Source organism: Streptococcus mitis (genome assembly GCF_047462815.1).
GTDB classification, from domain to species: domain Bacteria; phylum Bacillota; class Bacilli; order Lactobacillales; family Streptococcaceae; genus Streptococcus; species Streptococcus mitis_DO.
Genome location: NZ_JASHFB010000010.1, coordinates 43740 through 61803 on the forward strand (window position 1 = coordinate 43740; position 18064 = coordinate 61803).

The following is an 18064-nucleotide window of genomic DNA, read 5'->3' on the forward strand; positions in this document are numbered from 1 at the left end:
TACCAAGCCCGTAAAACACAAAGCCAAAATAGGAAATTCTCTGAAGACGCTTGTGTCTAAAAGAAGTTTATCTTTTTGGCACAGTGTTTAGGGCGGGTTCAGTTTAGAAATTTAACCGAACCATCCTTTCTAATCACTTACTTTTAAATAATCTTTTAATCTCTCTTGCAACTGAGGTACAACTTGACTGGAACTAAGAAACTCCTCAACATTCATAAGCTGATAGCCCTGACCTTCATCTCCAAATACGATGCTGTAAAACTGGTTCTGTGTTAACTGACCGACTAGAAATACAGATTGTTTATCCGCAAAAAGCATGCTTGGATAAACCTTACTCCAAAGCAGACAATCCTCAGTCAGATGAATTCCCAGTTCCTCAAAAACTTCACGCTCCACGCACTCAAAAGGACTTTCATCCCCTTCACGGCCACCACCTGGCAACTCCCACATGTTGGGACAAGGGATATCGTCCTTGTCATCACGTAAGATAGTCAAGACCTTATCCCCACAAATCAAGGCAATCTTGCAACCTTGGAAATCAGTAAGTTCTATTTCCATGCTAGACTCCTAGTATCTCGGATAAGGATAAAACTCTCCCTCTTCCAAGCCAACTTTTCCTTCTTCAAAGACTTCTTGGTTCCATTCCATGACGAATTCTTCTGCTTCTGGGTCTTCCAAAAAGTCCATGAGGGCATCTAGTCCAACCTCTGCAGTATCTTTGAGAAATAGCGCAAAATAAGCTAAGAATTCACGAGAAAATCCTTTTTTAGGCAAGTAAGGAATGACCGTCAAATAGTCTTCCTCATTGACTGTTGATTTGGCAGGATTGTAAAAAAGCACTGCTTCTTCAAAGAGAATGTCATCTGACGAAACCTCTCCGTCTTCATCTACCATCTCCACACCTGCAGCATTTTGCGCTTCCAATAGAAAACTCACTTCAACCGCGTGGTTGCGCTTGTCCCAACTAATCTCAAAGTCAAAGGGAAAGTTCTTCTCCAACTCTTCCTCTAAAACATCTAAAAATCCGTATGTTGCCATTTTGTCCTCTTTCTATGCGACTCTTTAATCGCCCCGATTGCTCGGAAATATGCTAAAATAGATACTACCATCTTACCACATATACATCAGAAAATCCACGTTAGAAAGGACTGCTATGCCAGACAATCTCGCGCTTCGTATGCGCCCTAAAACCATCGATCAGGTCATTGGTCAGGAACATCTGGTCGGACAAGGAAAAATCATCCGCCGCATGGTGGAAGCCAACCGCCTGTCTTCCATGATTCTCTACGGACCTCCTGGAATCGGCAAGACCAGTATTGCTTCTGCCATCGCTGGGACTACTAAGTATGCCTTTCGTACCTTCAATGCGACAGTTGACAGTAAAAAACGACTGCAAGAAATCGCGGAAGAGGCTAAATTTTCCGGGGGTCTCGTCCTATTGCTAGACGAGATTCATCGTCTAGACAAGACCAAGCAAGACTTCCTCTTGCCTCTCTTGGAAAGTGGACTGGTCATCATGATTGGCGCTACGACTGAAAATCCTTTCTTCTCTGTCACTCCTGCCATTCGTAGCCGAGTTCAAATTTTTGAGTTGGAACCTCTGTCTAACCAAGACATCAAAGAGGCTCTGCAAATAGCTCTAAGTAACCCTGAGCGTGGTTTTGATTTTCCAGTAGAACTAGATGAGGATGCGCTGGATTTTATTGCTACCTCTACAAACGGAGACCTTCGCTCTGCCTTCAACTCACTGGATTTGGCAGCTCTCTCTACCCCTGAGAATGATAAGGGCATCCGCCACATCACCCTCGACATCATGGAAAATAGCCTGCAGCAGAGCTACATCACTATGGATAAGGATGGAGATGGCCACTATGATGTTCTCTCAGCCCTGCAAAAGTCTATCCGTGGCTCAGATGTGGATGCCAGTCTCCACTATGCTGCCCGCTTGATTGAGGCTGGTGATTTGCCAAGTCTCGCTCGTCGCTTGACTGTTATCGCCTATGAAGATATCGGCTTAGCCAATCCTGAAGCCCAGATTCACACCGTGACTGCTCTGGATGCTGCCCAAAAGATTGGGTTCCCAGAAGCCCGCATTCTCATTGCCAATGTCGTCATTGATTTGGCCCTTTCTCCAAAATCCAACTCAGCCTATGTGGCTATGGACAAGGCTCTTGCCGACCTCAAAACATCAGGGCACTTGCCTATTCCGCGACACCTGCGTGATGGGCACTACAGCGGAAGCAAGGAACTGGGGAATGCCCAAGACTATCTCTATCCACACAACTATCCTGGAAATTGGGTCAAGCAAGACTATCTACCAGAAAAAATTCGTAATCATCACTATTTCCAAGCAGAAGATACTGGTAAATATGAACGGGCTTTGGCTCAAAGAAAGGAAGCTATCGACCGTTTGCGAAAAATCTGAAATCCTTTTCAAAAAATTGCACTTTCCTCTTGATTTTTTTTGAAAAAGTGGTATCATATAAACATAGAAACGCTGTGGTGTACGACTTCACACTTAAGTGTTGACCGACTATTTTTTGTATTATTAGGGAAACAAAAGTCTTCTAACAGCATGTAGGCCGTCTCACACGGAAACAGCTTCAGTTAGAGCGAGTTGCCCACCTGCTTAATTGCGCGGGTTCAATACAAACCGTGAAGTTTCGGCACCAATACAGCTTTTTTCTTTGCCTCCTTAGCTCAGCTGGCAGAGCAGCGGACTCTTAATCCGTGGGTCACAGGTTCGATCCCTGTAGGGGGCATCTAAATACAACAGGAAAAAGCCTTGTAAATCAAGGCTTTTTTTGCTTGTCTATAACTGATTTACCCCATCATTTGTCCCACATTTTAAATCTATCTTTTCTTTTTGAATCAAATTACATCTTAACAAATAGTGTAAAGCCAGTTACTTTTGCTTTGATGCCATACAATATTTTCATGTAGAGAAGACAAATTTTATCTTCTCTTTTTATTTTCAAAATAATAAAAACTGATTTTCTTTTCATAAATCAGACTGAAACTTCCAAATTGTTTATTTATTTTATTGACATTTTCTATAAAAATAAGTATAATAGTTTTATTATCAGACTATACTATATAGGGGGTATTGAAATGAAATTTTCTAATCGTTTACTGCTATTCCTTGCAGGAGTTGTTTTTGTCCTTTTAGGACTTTTCCTATTTACACACCCAGTAGCTAATCTTGTTGCTTACAGCTGGTGGATTGCATTTGATTTACTGGTTTCTTCTATAGCAGCTCTTTTAGGCTATTTCTCTGCACCAAAAGAGCTTCGCTCACCTGTTTATCTTTTCCAAGGGTTTGTTAGTCTTCTCTTAGCTCTTTACCTCGTTGCTTATGGCTTTGTGACCCTGCCGGTCGTCATTCCAACTATTTTAGGAATTTGGTTAATTGTAGAAGCCATTATAGTTTTCTTTAAAGGCAATCGTCTGGGATTGATTTTCCCTATTATTGGCAACCATATCATGTGGGTAGCCTTGCTTGTATTTTTACTAGGTCTAGTGATTCTGTTCAATCCAGTGGCTACAGGTGTCTTTGTCGTTTATGTCATTGCCTTTTCATTTTTAGTTACTGGCTTCACCTACATTATTGAGGCCTTTCGTAAATAATCTAGTTGCCATTTTGGGCATATTAAAATAGCTGGGAAGTTACATTCTCAGCTTTTTCTGTTGCCTCCTTAGCTCAGTTGGTAGAGCAGTAGACTCTTAATCTATGGGGCGCAGGTTCGAGCCCTGCAGGGGGCATCTAAATCAACAGGAATAAGCCTTGAAACCAAGACTTTTTTGACGTCCAATAGCTTTTTGTAGAAAAGTATTTAAAAATAAAAGAGAAGAGAATCTCTCACTCTCTTCTCAGTATATCTTATTAAATTTAGTTTTTCTTAATCTACCTGATTTTCCTTTGCAACGACAAATTCTTTAACCAGTCGATAGATAACAGCAAATACGGGGGTAAAGAATATCATTCCAAGTAGTCCGAAAAGATTCCCTCCGATACTAGCAGCTGCAAGCGTGAAAATAGCTGGTAAACCAATAGACTGACCTACAACTTTTGGATAAATAAGGTTTCCTTCAATCAGCTGTATAACTTGATATAGAAGAAGAGAAAGTAAGGCTTGAGTAGGACTCACTGTGAAGATAAAAATCGCTCCCACAACACAAGCAATCATAGGCCCTACATAAGGAATGAACGATAGCACTCCTGCAAATATACCTGTCATTACTCCATAGGGTATCCCAAACAGGCTGTAACCAACCGCTATCATAACTCCTATGATAACTGCTTCAATCAGCTGACTCATCAAAAATTGGTCATAAGTCTCTAGTGCTACTTGTCCAATGTAAGTCAACTTTATCACCACCTTCTCTGGAAGAAAAACTTTTAGAAGTCGACTCGTCATCGCTGCCAAATGTTCCTTACTGGATAAAAATAAAAAGGTGAAGACTATAATCAAAAAGGCATTCATCAAACTTGAAAAAATATTGCCGATATTACTAGTCAGACCTGATAAAAAACCTATCAAAGCTTGACTAATAGAGCTAGACTGTCCCTGAATTCCTGATACGATAGTTGACAGCATGTCTTTGGTTACAAATTCCGAGCTGTCTAGCAATTTCCCAAGTTGAGTCAGGACTGTTGAAAGGACTGCTCCCAGCTGACTAATAGTCTGAGCAAGGGTTGGAAGCACCAAAACCAAAAGACAGATCACGATTAAGATAAGAGATAGGAAAACAAGCACCATAGCAATCGGACGGCGCAACCCTGCCTTTACCTTCATTTTAACTAGGAATTCTTCAATTTTTTTCATGGGAACATTGAGCACAAAAGCAATGACAGCACCATAAATCAAGGTAGAAGTTACTTCAAAGAGAGATACTGCCCCTGATATAAAGCTTGATGCATTCAGAATTACAAGAGTAACCAGCCCTATAAAAAGTATTAATGGGGTGTATTTTTTTACTAAATTCATAAATTCTCCTTAATAAACATGTTTAGATACGACTATACTATTTGGTTTTTCAAACTCTCGGTCAAGGTAAGCTTGGTAAGTTCCTGGTGCGATAAATCCTTTGGGTGAGAGGATATCGGTGCCAGCCTGACCGACTATGGTATCAGCCAAGAGCACACAGTTTGTAGATAAGACAAAGTAGGATTTAAACTTAGATTTGATAAATTTATAAAGTTCCCCATCTGTCTCATGTCTGATTTTATAAGCGTAGGTGTAGTCTTCCTTACCATCACCTGTCATGATTTTATCTGCACTTGGCTCCCATGGAATCGTCAGTTGTTTCAATTCAGCCAACTTTTTCTGAACTGCTTTTTCCATTTCAGGCGTCAAATCTATCCCATAACCAAAAAGCGTTTTTTGACTCTCACGTTTACATAGGTCAATGTACTTGTCACGATCACAGAAATATAAGACACCATCTCCTACCATGCCAAATAAGGTCTCAGAAGACGGATCATAGTTGCCATAAGAAATAACACGGCCTTGATAGCAGATATCCACATGACCAATTGCCGAAAACAGAGAGGTCTCAGCTGTATGAACAAAAATTTCAAGCTCCGCTGTCTTACCAGACTTCACCATTCCAAGATGGATATCCTCTCTCTCATCAGCATTTTCCTGCATGAATTTGTTGATTTTTGCTAAAGTTCTTGCAGGGATGAGAGCGGCTAGGACAATAGGTAAGCTCATTCTTACACGACGTTTGAGATGGTTTTTCCCAATTTCCTCCTCAAACAAGAAACCATCACGGATATTGGACACACCATAAAGGAAAAAATAAGCCCCTAATACAAAGAGTTGAAAGACAGAATTTCCTGTAGAGGACAAAAGACTAGTCCCACCAAGAAAAACTAGTACGAGTCCATCTAGTAAGAGACGAAAACGAGGTCGAATTTTGTTTTTGCGGTAGAGAACATAGGTGACAAGGTTAATACTAGCATGAAAAATCTGATAAACTCCAATCACAAGAGCCAGAACATAAATCGGTATATCAGTCGCAAGATTAGAACCTAGCAAATATCCCAGCACTAACAATTTAACCAGTGCAACTCCCAAGGTATCCGTTGACTGGCTTTTTTTGAAAACTCTTAATAGCAAATCTACGACCGTTGCTATCCAAGCTAAAAACAGAACCAGGCGAATAACTGTTACTGGCAACCAAGTCCCCGTGACCATCAAGATGAGACCTAGCAGAACAAACAAGAACCCCTGAGCAAGTAATTTCTTACCTGTCAGACCTAAAGATAGAATTTTCGCCATATAAAAACCTTTCAACAATAAAAATTAAACACTCCGATTAAACTGACTAGTAAATAGCCAACACTACAAACAGCCTGTGCCAGCAACATATGGTGACTAGAAATGACTGTAATAATGTCACCATCTTGTCTTATGCACTTCTAAAATTTGTTATATTGATTAGAAACCAGAGCTTATAAAAACTAGCTAAACTCGAGAGATAGACACAATTGCGACGAAAAAATGTATAACCAATTCAACTTGTTAAGGTAAGAAAGCATTATTTCCAATCTATTAATTATTCATCTATTACCTATTATGACACAATATTCCCTATAGTTCAACTTTTTACTTGTTTTTATATTACACGGACTAAAAAGTTTTCAACAGTTGATTGCATTTGTTTTAATAAGTTTTAACCTTTCTTGGTTAGATAAAAAAAGAACCATACAGTTTAGAATCTGTATGGTTTTTGCCCCACTTTTGTCCCATTTTTAAATCATGACATTGAAAATACCTAAAATCACTTATATTTCAATATTTTTAATTGCTCTCAATATGAAAGTCCTTTCCAAATCCCTGTAGGGGGCATCTAAATACAACAGGAAAAAGCCTTGATTTACAAGGCATTTTTGTGTAGTCTTAGCACTAAAAAACGATAGAAAAAACACCCCTTCTGAACTGCACCCCAAAAGTTAGACAGAAAAAACCTAACTTTTGTGGCGCAGTTCATTCGCGTCACATGAAGTTATTTAAGCATATCCTTTTCTCTCATTACCATTTTCTGTTATAATAAATCGGACTTATAGAATAGAAAGGACTTGAGATGACAACTCTTGTTAAACATAAACGTGTAAATTATTCAGAACTTTTTTATGATCTAGTTTTTGTTTTTGCGATTTCAAAAGTAACTGCTTTAATTCACCATCTTCATAACGGTATTTTGACTTGGAATTCTTTGCTTGATTTTTTCATGTCTGTCTTGCTTCTCATCAATGCCTGGATGATTCAAACCGTTTATACCAATCGCTATGGAAAGAACTCTTTATTTAACATGGTAATCATGTTTATCAATATGGGACTTTTACTCTTTATATCCAATTTGATTAAAGATGATTGGCAACAATATTTTCATTATGTCTGTTGGGCTATTGGTACATTAACCCTTACCTTATTTTTTCAATATTTGGTTGAGTTTTTTAAAAAATCAACCGATAATGTTCATAGGGAAAGTATCAAAGGTTTTCTATGGATAACAGGTCTACGAAGTTTAGAAATCTATCTAGCAGCTCTTCTTCCTATTTACATTGGAGTCTATATCCTTTATGCTAGTATTCTGCTAACATTTATTACGCCAATTACCTCGATTAGTAAAGATGAACATTTCCAGATAGTTCTCCCCCATTTAATCGAACGCATCTCCCTTCTTGTCATTATTATGTTTGGAGAGATGATTATGGGGCTAGTTAACTTCTTTACAATCGAGAAATTCTCGATTTATTCGGTTCTTTATTTCATTATTATGCTTTCTCTGTTCTTGTTTTATTTTGTTCAATTCGACCATGCTATTGATGAAGAATCTAATCAAAAGGGACTATTTCTAATTTACAGTCACTATCCTATTTTCATTGGACTTCTTATGATGACCGTTTCGATGAGTTTTCTTCTGAATCCTGAAACTAATCTTCTCTTTGCAACCAGCTTCTTTTATATCGGAATTGGCCTCTTCCAAGCTGCTGTCCTAGCAAATGGGCCCTATAACAAACACTATCTTCGCTATTCGAAAAGTTACTACTGTGTCCAAGCTACACTCTATCTGGCTGCCTTGATTCTCTCTTTAATCTTTGCTTCTAATCCTATAATAGTAGTAAGTATTACAACCATTTTAGCTCTAGCTATAGCTATTCATTCTATTTATTTTTATATGACACAGACTAAAAAACATTCCACACCCTACTGGGAGTTGTTTTAATGAGTTTATTCAAAAAGACTCCACCTATCTATAGGGAATTTACCCTAGAGATAGATGGAGTCTTCTTTCACTCACTAGTCTAGTCGAATAAACATCATGGCATTTAACAAAGATATGAGTGAGACCGTGTTTATATTATTTGAATAGATAAGTCTCTTATTTTCAATCGGAGGAATAATAAAATTAGAAATGATGATATCATAAGGCGATTCTTCTAAAGATTCCTTTGATAATTCTAATTCAGTCCAAACTTCAAGTTCAAAATTGTTGCTGCAATAATAAGAAAGTGTCTCTGCAACGGATTTTGCATGATACTGATCAAAATTACTCATAACCAGAACCTTCAGCTTTGGCTGATTTTGTAGTAAATTAAGCACCAAATGTTTGGTATGAGTGATGAAGGTATAAGATAGATGATTTACCATCATTGAACTAGAACAAACCTCAAGAGTCTCTAAATAATGAGAAAGCTCTTTTTTTACATCTGAAACAAATTTAGGGAAAATATTTTGAAAATTCCTGATTGTATTCCCTTTTTGATCAAATAAAATAAACTCAGTGGACAACTCTTGACGATACAGATGTGCGGTATTATGCAGATGCCAAATCAGATTATCCTTATTCTCAATCTCAATCTGATACTTGACTGAAATCTGATCAATAAAATCACTCAATAGATGGTAAGATTTTTCAACATAGCTATCCTTTTTTACGCATTTCATAAAGAGACTTTCATCTATGAAAAACATTTTTTGAAAGTAAGACACAAATAATTGGCAAACAACTTCTTCATCTAAAGAGATATTGTATTCTAATTCAAAATTCTTAGCAACACCTTCTATTCCTTCTGCCTGCATTAAAAAATCCAAACTTTGATCGTTAAAAGAGTCTTTCTCTACTTCCATGAAATGACCAAACTTTATTCTATATAGGTTCGTAACTAGGAGCAACTTTAGCATTCTATGAGTTGACAAATTCATTGGAAAGCTTGTTTCCTTATAAACCAATTCTAACAATTGAGATAGGGGCTCTGATGAAAAATTTTCAAATGGCCATTCTAGGAAATAATATTTTTCTGAAAAATATTGTGCAAAAAAGTAACGAATGTCTCTCTCATTTCCAATGATTTGAATAGGGGTCAGACTGATTTCAAATTGAAATTGCCTTTTAATCACTTTATTGATTTCGCTAATAATACGATAGAGCGAAGATGAACTGATATAGAATTCTTTACAAATACTTTCAGCTTGACAACCTTCATTAAAGAAGATGAATTCTAAAATCGAAAAATGAGTTGAATGTTTAAAGAAATGATGGTAAACCATTTCAATATCACTATCATCGGTATTAATAATGCGTATACCATTAGTAGAAGAATGAAAAATCAAGTCAGGAAAAGCAGATTTAACATGGGATAGATCATCTTTGACTGCACGTTCTGTACAATTTAATAACTCTGCTAGTTCAGAACGATGAAACCATCGTTTATGTTCAAATAATAATTCTAATAATTCTAATTGCCTATGACTTTTTTAGATAATAAATCTCTCATGAATATCTTTCTCTCTTTATAAATTATCGGATTAAACCTCTTGCAATTATACCACAAAGAATAGGTATAGCATGATATAACGACTTTTCCTAAAATCTTTTATTTCGTATAATAACACTACGGGAGCAATATATAAACAATTTTCTTATTTTACCGTCTATTGAGGGCGTAAATACAGAATCAAATTCAAGTCGAAAGATTATATTTTTAATTTTAAAAATTATATAATAACCAAAATAATTGATTTTTTTATATTAAAATTATATAATAAGCAAAATAATTGATTATTTTATATTAAAATTATATAATAGCGATAATCAAAGGAATTGATTTATTTTTTGATATTAAAATAAAAAAGGAGGGTAAGCAATACTGTGGTCAATCATTGCTGGAGGTCTTATTGGACTTGTAGCAGGTAGAATCACTAAAAAAGGTAGTTCTATGGGAATCGTCGCAAATGTATTCGCTGGTTTAGTCGGGTCATCTGTAGGACAATCCCTTTTAGGTAGTTGAGGCCATCCATCGCTGGAATGGCTTTGATCCCAACTATTGCAGGAGCAGCAATTGTTGTTACTGTGGTATAGTATCATTCTTTACAGGTAAAAAATAATTACTTGTAGAATAAACTATTTTTAAATAGATTAGACGGGTAAAAATAGTTTAATGTTAAATCGAAAGGATTGTATATGTCAAAAACAAAGAAAATATTTTTAATTATTTTCTGTATTTTAATCTTGACAATTTTCCTTCCTGTTTTGATAGATTATCATCAAGTTAGTGATCTAGGCATTCAGCTATTTAGCTGGAGACAGAATCATTTCGTTGAATTCTATCTCTCTAGATATATATTCTGGGGGATAGTGGCTCTATCAACTTTAGTTTTGTTATCGATGTTAGTTGTGTTGTTTTATCCTAAACGTTATTTGGAAATTCAACTTGAAACTAAAAACGATACATTAAAATTAAAGAATTCTGCAATCGAAGGTTTTGTTAGAAGTTTGGTAAGTGATCATGGATTGATCAAGAACCCAACTGTTCATGTAAATTTACGAAAAAATAAATGTTTCGTTCATGTAGAAGGTAAAATTCTTCCTTCGGACAACATCGCTGACAGATGCCAACTAATTCAAAATGAAATAACTAATGGATTGAAGCAGTTTTTTGGTATTGAGCGTCAGGTTAAACTAGAAGTTCTAGTAAAAGACTACCAGCCTAAACCAAAACCTCAAAACAAAAAGACTGTTAGTCGTGTGAAGTAAGGAAGTAAAAAATGGAATGGCTTAAACAATATCGATATCCAATTATCACTGGTCTCATAGGCGTATTTCTCGCTTGTTTGATTATCTCCTTTGGCTTCTTCAAAACAATATTTGTATTGATTTTAGGAGCACTGGGAGTTGCAGCTGGATTATATATCGAAAAAAACTATATAGATAAATAAATACATAAATAAATACATAAATAAATACATAAATAAATAAATAAATAAATAAATAAAAATTACTAATTTAATCAAAGGAGTTTCATATGTCAAACGAAAAAAACATTAACACTAACGTAGAAAAGAAAGATGCTACTGCTGTAGCTCACGAAATCAAAGGGGAACTTACTTACGAAGATAAAGTTATCCAAAAAATCATTGGTCTGTCACTAGAAAATGTTTCAGGTCTTTTGGGAATCGACGGTGGTTTCTTCTCAAATCTTAAAGAAAAAATCATTAACAGCGATGATGTAACAAGTGGTGTTAACGTAGAAGTTGGTAAAACACAAGTTGCAGTTGACTTAAACGTTATTGTTGAGTACCAAAAAAATGTTCCAGCTTTATATTCAGAAATCAGAGAAATCGTATCTTCAGAAGTTGCTAAAATGACTGACTTGGAAGTTGTTGAAATCAACGTAAACGTTGTCGACATCAAAACTAAAGAACAACATGAAGCAGACTCAGTAAGCCTTCAAGATCGCGTATCTGACGTTGCTGAATCAACAGGAGAATTCGCTTCAGAACAATTCGAAAAAGCTAAATCTGGTCTAGGATCTGGTTTCTCAACTGTTCAAGAAAAAGTTAGCGAAGGTGTAGAAGCTGTTAAAGGTGCAACAACTGGTGTAGTATCTCACGAAAAAACTCGTGTAAACTAAGATAAAATAAATATAACAGGAGAAATTATCATGTCAGTAGAAGAAAAATTAAATCAAACTAAAGGTTCTATTAAAGAAGGTGTTGGAAAAGCCATCGGTGATGAAAAAATGGAAAAAGAAGGAGCAGCTGAAAAAGTTGTTTCTAAAGTAAAAGAAGTTGCTGAAGATGCCAAAGACGCTGTAGAAGGTGCTGTAGAAGGTATCAAAAACATGTTGAGTAGCGACAATAAATAAGGCTAAAAGTTACTTTATCTTTTTAGTAACATTAGTCAAAAGAGTCTGAGTCAAGATGATTCTCAGAAAACAAAAAGCTAGAGATTTCCAATTGCGGAACTCTAGCTTTTTAATTTTGCCTCTTTCTCTTATTATATTTCAGCAGGTTGTTGGCCATGAGTACGAATCCCATGTCAATTCTCACTTGACGCTTACCTCTCAGATGACATCTATTATAACCCAAACAAACCTTTATCTACCCAAAGACAGATTTCATATCAATCTTACGTTTAGCGAAAATTTGTCTACCCTTGTAAGATAAAAGTGCCTGATATTCTTTAGTTTTTAAACACTGGTAACGTTCATTCATATACAGTCCCTTTTGAGGTGCTGATTCAGGTTCATCATCGCAGTCAAGATTGATTTCAAGGCTTTTTCCTTTTTATCTCCCCTTCTTCATAATATATTTCCGTACAGGTACTTCAACCACTTGAACGATTTCAAATCCTTCTTTTTGATAAAGGTGCTGGGCTGCTTGATTTGCTTCGAAGACATTTAAAGAAATACTATCTATGTCTTCATTTTCAAAGGCCAAGCTAACAAATTTCCTTAAAGCCTGGCTACCAAAGCCCTGCCCCTGTTTCTGGGGATTGATAAAAAATCTCCCAATATGAAGATTGCTGTCTTCTTGCCTGATTTTCTGAATTAGTCCCACAAACTCTTGTTCATCAAAGATTGAAAAGATTCCTTCCAACTCTTGCAAAATTTGAATTGTTAAGGGAAAAGGAATCATTGTTCCCATCCATTGTTCTTGAAAGACTTTGCCAAGGGAGTTGGACCATTGGCATACGAACTGAGCGTTTTCTAAACTCACCTTTTCTTCAAAACGAATTGTCATCTTGACCTCCCCATCTTATCTATGTTTCTTTATTATACTACTTCTCCTATTTTTTACGAATAGATAAGTATGATTGATTTTTATTTTTTTCTTGTCGGGAGCATTCTCGCTTCCTTTCTTGGTTTGGTCATTGATCGTTTTCCAGAGCAATCTATTATCCAACCTGCTAGTCACTGCGATTCCTGTCAGACTCGCTTGCGTCCGCTAGATTTGATTCCTATCCTTTCGCAGGTGGTTAATCGCTTTCGCTGTCGCTACTGCAAGGTTCGCTATCCTGTCTGGTATGCCCTCTTTGAACTAGGCTTAGGACTCCTCTTTCTGGCTTGGTCTTGGGAATTGCTTTCCTTGGGACAAGTCGTCCTAATCACCGCTGGTTTGACCTTGGGCATCTACGACTTTCGCCATCAGGAATATCCCTTACTGGTCTGGATGACTTTCCACCTAATCCTCATGGCTTCCTCTGGCTGGAATCTAGTCATGGTCTTCTTCCTTGTCCTTGGAATGTTGGCTCATTTTATCGATATCCGCATGGGGGCAGGGGATTTTCTCTTTCTAGCTTCTTGTGCTATCGTCTTTAGCGCAACAGAATTACTGATCTTGATTCAGTTTGCTTCTGCGGCGGGGATTCTAGCCTTTCTCCTGCAAAAGAAAAAGGAAAGACTTCCTTTTGTGCCTTTCCTCTTACTTGCTGCTTGTCTGATTATTTTTGGTAAGCTACTGCTTGTTTAATAAAGTCCTCAATAGGCTCTCCTTGGTGGAGAGCTTTTACAATTTTTGAACCAACGATAACGCCATCTGACACCGCATTGAAACGTTCTACATCAGATTGACTAGATACGCCAAAACCTGTCAAGACGGGGATGTCGGCCACTTGATGCAGTTGTGCCAAGTGCTTGTCCAAGTCTGCACGGTAATTGCCGAATTTCCCTGTCACCCCATTGATGGCAACCGCATAGACGAATCCTTCTGCCCCTTCAATCAACTCTTTCTGACGCTCAAGTCCTGTTGTCAAGCTTACTAGGGGAATCAAAGCAATGTCTGTATCTGCCAAATAAGGCTCCACAAAGTTAGCATGCTCATGAGGCAGGTCTGGAATAATCAATCCCTTAACGGCTGTATCCGCCAAATCTTTGACAAATTTCTCCACACCATACTGAAAGAGGGGGTTAAAGTAGGTCATGATGACAAGTGGAACCTCTGTTTCAATGGTTTTCAAGGTTTCAACCAAAGCCTGGGTAGAGGTCCCGTGGGCTAAACTGCGCAAGCCAGCTTCTTCGATCACAGGCCCATCTGCAACAGGATCTGAAAAGGGAATACCCACTTCGATGGCAGAAACACCCAAATCTTCTAAAAAGTGGATTGTTTCAGCGAGACCATCCAAACCTTTTTCATGGTCTCCAGCCATGATATAGGGAACGAAAATTCCTTTTCCAGTTGCTTTGATAACGTTCAATTTTTCTGTTAAAGTCTTAGGCATGGGCTTCTCCCTTCTTTGCTGCATCTGCTTCCAAGCGGTCTTTGACTTGGACTACATCCTTGTCCCCACGTCCAGATAGGCAGACAATCATTGACTTGTCTGGACCAAGTTCTTTGGCTAATTTCACCGCGAAGGCAATGGCATGGCTTGATTCCAAGGCTGGGATAATCCCTTCCACACGAGACAAGAGTTGGAATCCTTCCAAGGCTTCCTCGTCCGTCACAGGAACATAGCTGGCACGTTTGATATCGTGGTAGTGAGAATGTTCTGGACCGATACCAGGATAGTCCAAACCTGCTGAGATAGAGAATGCTTCAAGAATTTGACCGTGAGCATCTTGGAGAACATCCATGAGGGAACCATGGAGGACACCCGGACGCCCCTTGGTCAAGGTTGCTGCGTGATGCTCTGTATCCACACCAAGTCCAGCTGCTTCAGCCCCATACATAGCCACTGACTCGTCTTCCACAAATGGATGGAAAAGGCCGATGGCATTCGAACCCCCACCAACACAGGCTACTAGAGCATCTGGCAAATCTTGACCTGTCAAGTCACGGTATTGTTGTTTAGCTTCTCGACCGATGACACTTTGGAAATCACGAACGATTTCTGGGAAAGGATGAGGTCCCAAAGCAGAACCAAGGATATAGTGGGTATCATCGATATTAGCTACCCATGAACGGAGGGCTGCATTGACCGCATCTTTGAGCACGCGCGAACCGTCTGTCACTGCCTCGACCTTAGCTCCCAAAAGCTCCATACGGAAGACATTGAGGGCTTGGCGTTTGACATCTTCCTCACCCATGTAGATAGTACATTCCATGTTAAAGAGGGCTGCAGCAGTTGCAGTTGCCACACCGTGCTGACCAGCACCTGTTTCAGCGATAATTTTCTTTTTGCCCATGCGTTTAGCCAGAAGAACTTGTCCCAAGGCATTGTTAATCTTGTGGGCACCTGTATGGTTGAGATCTTCCCGTTTGAGATAAATCTTGGCTCCGCCAATATGCTGAGTCAAATTTTTTGCGTAGTAAAGGGGAGTTTCACGTCCCACATACTGGCGCAAAAGTTGGTTTAATTCCTCTTGGAAACTTGGGTCTGCCTGACTTTCACGGTAGGCTTTCTCCAACTCCAAAACTGCTGTCATTAATGTTTCTGGGACGAAACGTCCGCCGAATTTTCCGTAAAATCCATCTTTATTTGGTTCTTGATATGCCATTCTTTACCCTCTCTATAAATCTTCTAATCTTTTCATGATCTTTTTGTCCGTCTGTCTCCACTCCGCTTGATACATCTACTGCATAGGGAGTAAAGTGTTGAATTGCTTTTACTACATTGTCTTCATTAAGCCCACCTGCGATAAAGAAAGGCTGAGTTAGTCCAATCGTATCCAGTTGAGCCCAGTCAAATGTCTGGCCACTCCCAGCCACAGGGGCATCAAAGAGTAGATAATCTGCCTGAGAATTGGGTACATGACCCTCTCCATCCACCTGCACAGCCTGAATGCTGGCACAAGGCAAATCCTCAAACAAATCATCTGCTACCTGACCGTGAACTTGAACCAAGTCTAGGCCAACTTTTTCAATCGCTTCTAGCAATTCTGCCCGACTTGGTGAAACAAATACACCAACCTTTTTCACATCTGCAGGAATAAGTTTTGCCAGCTCAGCAGCCTGATCCAAGGTCACCTGTCTTTTACTAGGTGCAAAGACAAAACCGATGTAGTCGGCTCCTGCTGAAACGGCTGTTTCCACCGCTTCTTTGGTCGATAGTCCACAAATTTTAACCTTTGTCAATCTGTAACTCCTTGATTCTCTGGGCTACATCTTCTGCCTGCATAAGAGCTGTCCCTACCAAAATTCCGTTAAAGTATGGTGCTACTCGTTCCGCATCCTGCCCTGTGAAAATAGCAGATTCAGAAATGTACAAGCAATCATCTTTGAAATGTTTAGCCAAATCTACACTGGTCTGCAAGTCGACCTCAAAGGTGGTCAAGTTGCGGTTATTAACCCCAATAATCTCAGCACCAAGCCTGTGGGCCACTTCTAGTTCAGCTAGATTGTGAGTCTCCACCAAGACTTCCAGACCAAGCTCTGTCGCGTAGTCATAGAGTTCCTTGACACGTTCTTCTGACAAGGCAGCGACAATGAGTAAGATAACTGTCGCACCAGCATTGCGAGCACGGATGATTTGCTTTTCATCGATGATAAAGTCCTTGTTAAGTGTTGGAATGTTTACCTGACTGGAAATCTCCCGCAGATAATCCAAATGCCCTTTAAAGAAAACCTCATCTGTCAGAACAGAAATCATCACTGCGCCGTTTTCTTCATAAGTCTGAGCCTGTTGCACAATATCCACATCTAGATTGATATCTCCCAGACTAGGGCTAGCCTTCTTGACCTCAGCGATTACCTGTAAACGGTCTTGATGTTGTTTTAGATAGTCAGCTAAACGATAGGTCTGGCGCAGGGGCTGGATTTCCTCCAGCTCCATCTGCTCGACCTCACGCGCCTTCTGCTCCAAGATTCGTGCTAAAAATTCCTGACTCATTTTTGGTACTCCTGTAACAGTCTGAGTTTTTCAAGGGCCTTGCCACTAGCAATGACTTGACGAGCCAAGGCAACTCCTTCCTTGATACTATCTACCTTACCATTAGCATAGAAACCAAGACCAGCATTTAAAACTGTAGTTTCCAAGAATGGACTTGGTTCATTTTTAAGAACGCTAAGCAAAATTTCTGCATTTTCCTGAGCATTGCCTCCACGAATGTCTTCGATAGCGTAGCCTTCCATTCCCAAATCCTCTGGAGTAAAGCTTGACAAAGTGATTTCGCCATTTTCAAGAAGAGCAATATTGGTTGTTCCGTTCAAGCCAGCTTCATCCAATCCTTCTGGCCCAGCAACCACGATGGCACGTTTGCGACCCATATTTTTCAAAACCTGAGCTGTACTTTCTAGCAATTCTGGACGACTAATTCCAAGAAGCTGTGTTTCCAAGGCCATTGGGTGAATCAGGGGACCAGTCAAGTTCATGATCGTTGGAATTCCCAATTCCAAACGAGCTGGCATGATGTATTTCATAGCTGGATGCATATTTTTAGCGAAGAGAAAGACGATTCCAGTTTTATCAAAGACCTTACCTAGTTCAGCTGGTTTGAGGTCTAGGTTGATGCCCAAGGCTTCTAGGACATCTGCAGAACCAGATTTAGAAGAAATCGAGCGGTTACCATGCTTGGCCATGTGAACACCGCCACCAGCCAAGACAAAGGCTGCAGTTGTGGAGATGTTAAAGCTGAAAGACTTGTCCCCACCTGTACCACAGTTGTCCATGGCATCATGAATTTCAGTTGGAATATGTTGGGCATGTCCTCTCATGACTTGGGCAATGGCTGTGCGTTCTTCAGGTGTTTCCCCCTTCATCTTAAGGGCCAATAGAAGAGAAGCAATCTGCGCCTCTGTAACACGCCCAGTTACGATACGCTCAATGACATCCGTCATTTCCACACCTGATAAATTTTCAAATTTTGCTAGTTTTTCAATAATCTCTTTCATCC

General features: G+C 38.9%; 18 protein-coding genes, 2 tRNA genes and 3 pseudogenes. 11 read left to right on the forward strand and 12 right to left on the reverse strand.

What is annotated here, in order from left to right; translation table 11 throughout:
* Positions 1-129: 129 nt before the first annotated feature.
* Together QM865_RS06545 and QM865_RS06550 are read right to left on the reverse strand one after the other, a co-directional pair.
* Complete coding sequence (locus QM865_RS06545) at positions 130-558, reverse strand: NUDIX hydrolase (RefSeq protein WP_414306300.1); 429 nt, start codon at positions 556-558, stop codon at positions 130-132.
* A gap of 9 nt (positions 559-567) precedes the next feature.
* Positions 568-1038, reverse strand: a complete 471-nt coding sequence (locus tag QM865_RS06550) for a DUF3013 family protein (RefSeq protein WP_000257122.1) — start codon at positions 1036-1038, stop codon at positions 568-570.
* Positions 1039-1153: 115 nt separating this feature from the next.
* On the opposite strand from QM865_RS06550, the gene QM865_RS06555 reads away from it, so the two are divergent.
* From QM865_RS06555 to QM865_RS06570, 4 genes are all read left to right on the forward strand, one after another.
* Positions 1154-2425 carry a replication-associated recombination protein A gene (locus QM865_RS06555; RefSeq protein WP_414306301.1) on the forward strand — a complete coding sequence of 424 codons (1272 nt, stop codon included), beginning with the start codon at positions 1154-1156 and terminating at the stop codon, positions 2423-2425.
* Between the two features lie 264 nt (positions 2426-2689).
* Positions 2690-2762, forward strand: a tRNA-Lys gene (locus QM865_RS06560).
* 349 nt (positions 2763-3111) lie between these two features.
* Complete coding sequence (locus QM865_RS06565) at positions 3112-3627, forward strand: DUF308 domain-containing protein (RefSeq protein ID WP_000672738.1); 516 nt, start codon at positions 3112-3114, stop codon at positions 3625-3627.
* Positions 3628-3689: 62 nt separating this feature from the next.
* Positions 3690-3762 (forward strand) — tRNA-Lys (locus QM865_RS06570).
* Positions 3763-3899: 137 nt separating this feature from the next.
* Here the strand turns inward: QM865_RS06570 and QM865_RS06575 are convergent.
* Together QM865_RS06575 and QM865_RS06580 are read right to left on the reverse strand one after the other, a co-directional pair.
* Positions 3900-4988 (reverse strand): AI-2E family transporter, encoded by a 1089-nt coding sequence (locus tag QM865_RS06575; protein ID WP_414306302.1) that lies wholly within the window; start codon positions 4986-4988, stop codon positions 3900-3902.
* A gap of 9 nt (positions 4989-4997) precedes the next feature.
* Positions 4998-6287, reverse strand: coding sequence for a DUF308 domain-containing protein (locus QM865_RS06580; RefSeq protein ID WP_125442974.1), 1290 nt, complete (start codon positions 6285-6287; stop codon positions 4998-5000).
* 805 nt (positions 6288-7092) lie between these two features.
* Between QM865_RS06580 and QM865_RS06585 the strand changes: the two genes are divergently transcribed.
* Entirely contained in the window at positions 7093-8238 is a 1146-nt protein-coding gene (locus QM865_RS06585; protein ID WP_414306303.1) for a low temperature requirement protein A, read from the forward strand.
* A gap of 74 nt (positions 8239-8312) precedes the next feature.
* On the opposite strand, the pseudogene mgaSpn reads toward QM865_RS06585, so the two are convergent.
* Positions 8313-9790, reverse strand: a pseudogene (gene mgaSpn / locus QM865_RS06590) (virulence factor transcriptional regulator MgaSpn).
* A gap of 369 nt (positions 9791-10159) precedes the next feature.
* On the opposite strand from mgaSpn, the pseudogene QM865_RS06595 reads away from it, so the two are divergent.
* The 5 genes and pseudogenes from QM865_RS06595 to QM865_RS06615 all read left to right on the forward strand — a co-directional run bounded on the left by QM865_RS06595 (position 10160) and on the right by QM865_RS06615 (position 12160).
* Positions 10160-10400: pseudogene (locus QM865_RS06595) on the forward strand (GlsB/YeaQ/YmgE family stress response membrane protein).
* Between the two features lie 76 nt (positions 10401-10476).
* The gene (amaP, locus tag QM865_RS06600; protein ID WP_023946078.1) at positions 10477-11049 is read left to right on the forward strand and encodes an alkaline shock response membrane anchor protein AmaP; all 573 of its coding nucleotides are present in this window, start codon (positions 10477-10479) and stop codon (positions 11047-11049) included.
* A gap of 11 nt (positions 11050-11060) precedes the next feature.
* The gene (locus tag QM865_RS06605; protein WP_000455069.1) at positions 11061-11231 is read left to right on the forward strand and encodes a DUF2273 domain-containing protein; all 171 of its coding nucleotides are present in this window, start codon (positions 11061-11063) and stop codon (positions 11229-11231) included.
* Between the two features lie 86 nt (positions 11232-11317).
* The gene (locus QM865_RS06610) at positions 11318-11926 is read left to right on the forward strand and encodes an Asp23/Gls24 family envelope stress response protein (protein WP_033681457.1); all 609 of its coding nucleotides are present in this window, start codon (positions 11318-11320) and stop codon (positions 11924-11926) included.
* 30 nt (positions 11927-11956) lie between these two features.
* A complete protein-coding gene (locus QM865_RS06615) occupies positions 11957-12160 on the forward strand; it encodes a CsbD family protein (RefSeq protein ID WP_414306304.1) in 204 nt (67 codons plus the stop codon).
* Between the two features lie 109 nt (positions 12161-12269).
* Here the strand turns inward: QM865_RS06615 and QM865_RS09165 are convergent.
* A pseudogene (locus tag QM865_RS09165) lies at positions 12270-12548 on the reverse strand (transposase); the annotation flags it as partial.
* Between the two features lie 33 nt (positions 12549-12581).
* On the reverse strand, positions 12582-13037 hold the full coding sequence (locus QM865_RS06620) for a GNAT family N-acetyltransferase (protein WP_414306305.1): 456 nt from the start codon (positions 13035-13037) through the stop codon (positions 12582-12584).
* Positions 13038-13106: 69 nt separating this feature from the next.
* On the opposite strand from QM865_RS06620, the gene QM865_RS06625 reads away from it, so the two are divergent.
* A complete protein-coding gene (locus QM865_RS06625; RefSeq protein WP_414306306.1) occupies positions 13107-13766 on the forward strand; it encodes a prepilin peptidase in 660 nt (219 codons plus the stop codon).
* Here the strand turns inward: QM865_RS06625 and trpA are convergent.
* From trpA to trpD, 5 genes are read right to left on the reverse strand one after another with little or no spacing between them, the layout of a single operon-like run.
* Entirely contained in the window at positions 13738-14514 is a 777-nt protein-coding gene (gene trpA / locus QM865_RS06630) for a tryptophan synthase subunit alpha (RefSeq protein ID WP_414306307.1), read from the reverse strand. The genes QM865_RS06625 and trpA overlap by 29 nt on opposite strands.
* Positions 14507-15730: a tryptophan synthase subunit beta gene (gene trpB, locus QM865_RS06635; RefSeq protein WP_000331265.1), complete on the reverse strand. Its 1224-nt coding sequence runs from the start codon at positions 15728-15730 to the stop codon at positions 14507-14509. The genes trpA and trpB overlap by 8 nt, the downstream gene beginning before the upstream one ends.
* Positions 15708-16307: a phosphoribosylanthranilate isomerase gene (locus QM865_RS06640; RefSeq protein WP_414306308.1), complete on the reverse strand. Its 600-nt coding sequence runs from the start codon at positions 16305-16307 to the stop codon at positions 15708-15710. The genes trpB and QM865_RS06640 overlap by 23 nt, the downstream gene beginning before the upstream one ends.
* Positions 16294-17061: an indole-3-glycerol phosphate synthase TrpC gene (gene trpC / locus QM865_RS06645; protein WP_414306309.1), complete on the reverse strand. Its 768-nt coding sequence runs from the start codon at positions 17059-17061 to the stop codon at positions 16294-16296. The genes QM865_RS06640 and trpC overlap by 14 nt, the downstream gene beginning before the upstream one ends.
* Positions 17058-18062: an anthranilate phosphoribosyltransferase gene (gene trpD, locus QM865_RS06650; protein WP_414306310.1), complete on the reverse strand. Its 1005-nt coding sequence runs from the start codon at positions 18060-18062 to the stop codon at positions 17058-17060. The genes trpC and trpD overlap by 4 nt, the downstream gene beginning before the upstream one ends.
* Between the last annotated feature and the right edge of the window lie 2 nt (positions 18063-18064).

Excerpts from the sequence above, each read along its gene's own strand:
- QM865_RS06545 (WP_414306300.1), bottom strand. The coding sequence starts at position 558 with ATGGAAATAGAACTTACTGATTTCCAAGGTTGCAAGATTGCCTTGATT.
- QM865_RS06550 (WP_000257122.1), bottom strand. The coding sequence starts at position 1,038 with ATGGCAACATACGGATTTTTAGATGTTTTAGAGGAAGAGTTGGAGAAG.
- QM865_RS06555 (WP_414306301.1), top strand. The coding sequence starts at position 1,154 with ATGCCAGACAATCTCGCGCTTCGTATGCGCCCTAAAACCATCGATCAG.
- QM865_RS06565 (WP_000672738.1), top strand. The coding sequence starts at position 3,112 with ATGAAATTTTCTAATCGTTTACTGCTATTCCTTGCAGGAGTTGTTTTT.
- QM865_RS06575 (WP_414306302.1), bottom strand. The coding sequence starts at position 4,988 with ATGAATTTAGTAAAAAAATACACCCCATTAATACTTTTTATAGGGCTG.
- QM865_RS06580 (WP_125442974.1), bottom strand. The coding sequence starts at position 6,287 with ATGGCGAAAATTCTATCTTTAGGTCTGACAGGTAAGAAATTACTTGCT.
- QM865_RS06585 (WP_414306303.1), top strand. The coding sequence starts at position 7,093 with ATGACAACTCTTGTTAAACATAAACGTGTAAATTATTCAGAACTTTTT.
- amaP (WP_023946078.1), top strand. The coding sequence starts at position 10,477 with ATGTCAAAAACAAAGAAAATATTTTTAATTATTTTCTGTATTTTAATC.
- QM865_RS06605 (WP_000455069.1), top strand. The coding sequence starts at position 11,061 with ATGGAATGGCTTAAACAATATCGATATCCAATTATCACTGGTCTCATA.
- QM865_RS06610 (WP_033681457.1), top strand. The coding sequence starts at position 11,318 with ATGTCAAACGAAAAAAACATTAACACTAACGTAGAAAAGAAAGATGCT.
- QM865_RS06615 (WP_414306304.1), top strand. The coding sequence starts at position 11,957 with ATGTCAGTAGAAGAAAAATTAAATCAAACTAAAGGTTCTATTAAAGAA.
- QM865_RS06620 (WP_414306305.1), bottom strand. The coding sequence starts at position 13,037 with ATGACAATTCGTTTTGAAGAAAAGGTGAGTTTAGAAAACGCTCAGTTC.
- QM865_RS06625 (WP_414306306.1), top strand. The coding sequence starts at position 13,107 with ATGATTGATTTTTATTTTTTTCTTGTCGGGAGCATTCTCGCTTCCTTT.
- trpA (WP_414306307.1), bottom strand. The coding sequence starts at position 14,514 with ATGCCTAAGACTTTAACAGAAAAATTGAACGTTATCAAAGCAACTGGA.
- trpB (WP_000331265.1), bottom strand. The coding sequence starts at position 15,730 with ATGGCATATCAAGAACCAAATAAAGATGGATTTTACGGAAAATTCGGC.
- trpC (WP_414306309.1), bottom strand. The coding sequence starts at position 17,061 with ATGAGTCAGGAATTTTTAGCACGAATCTTGGAGCAGAAGGCGCGTGAG.
- trpD (WP_414306310.1), bottom strand. The coding sequence starts at position 18,062 with ATGAAAGAGATTATTGAAAAACTAGCAAAATTTGAAAATTTATCAGGT.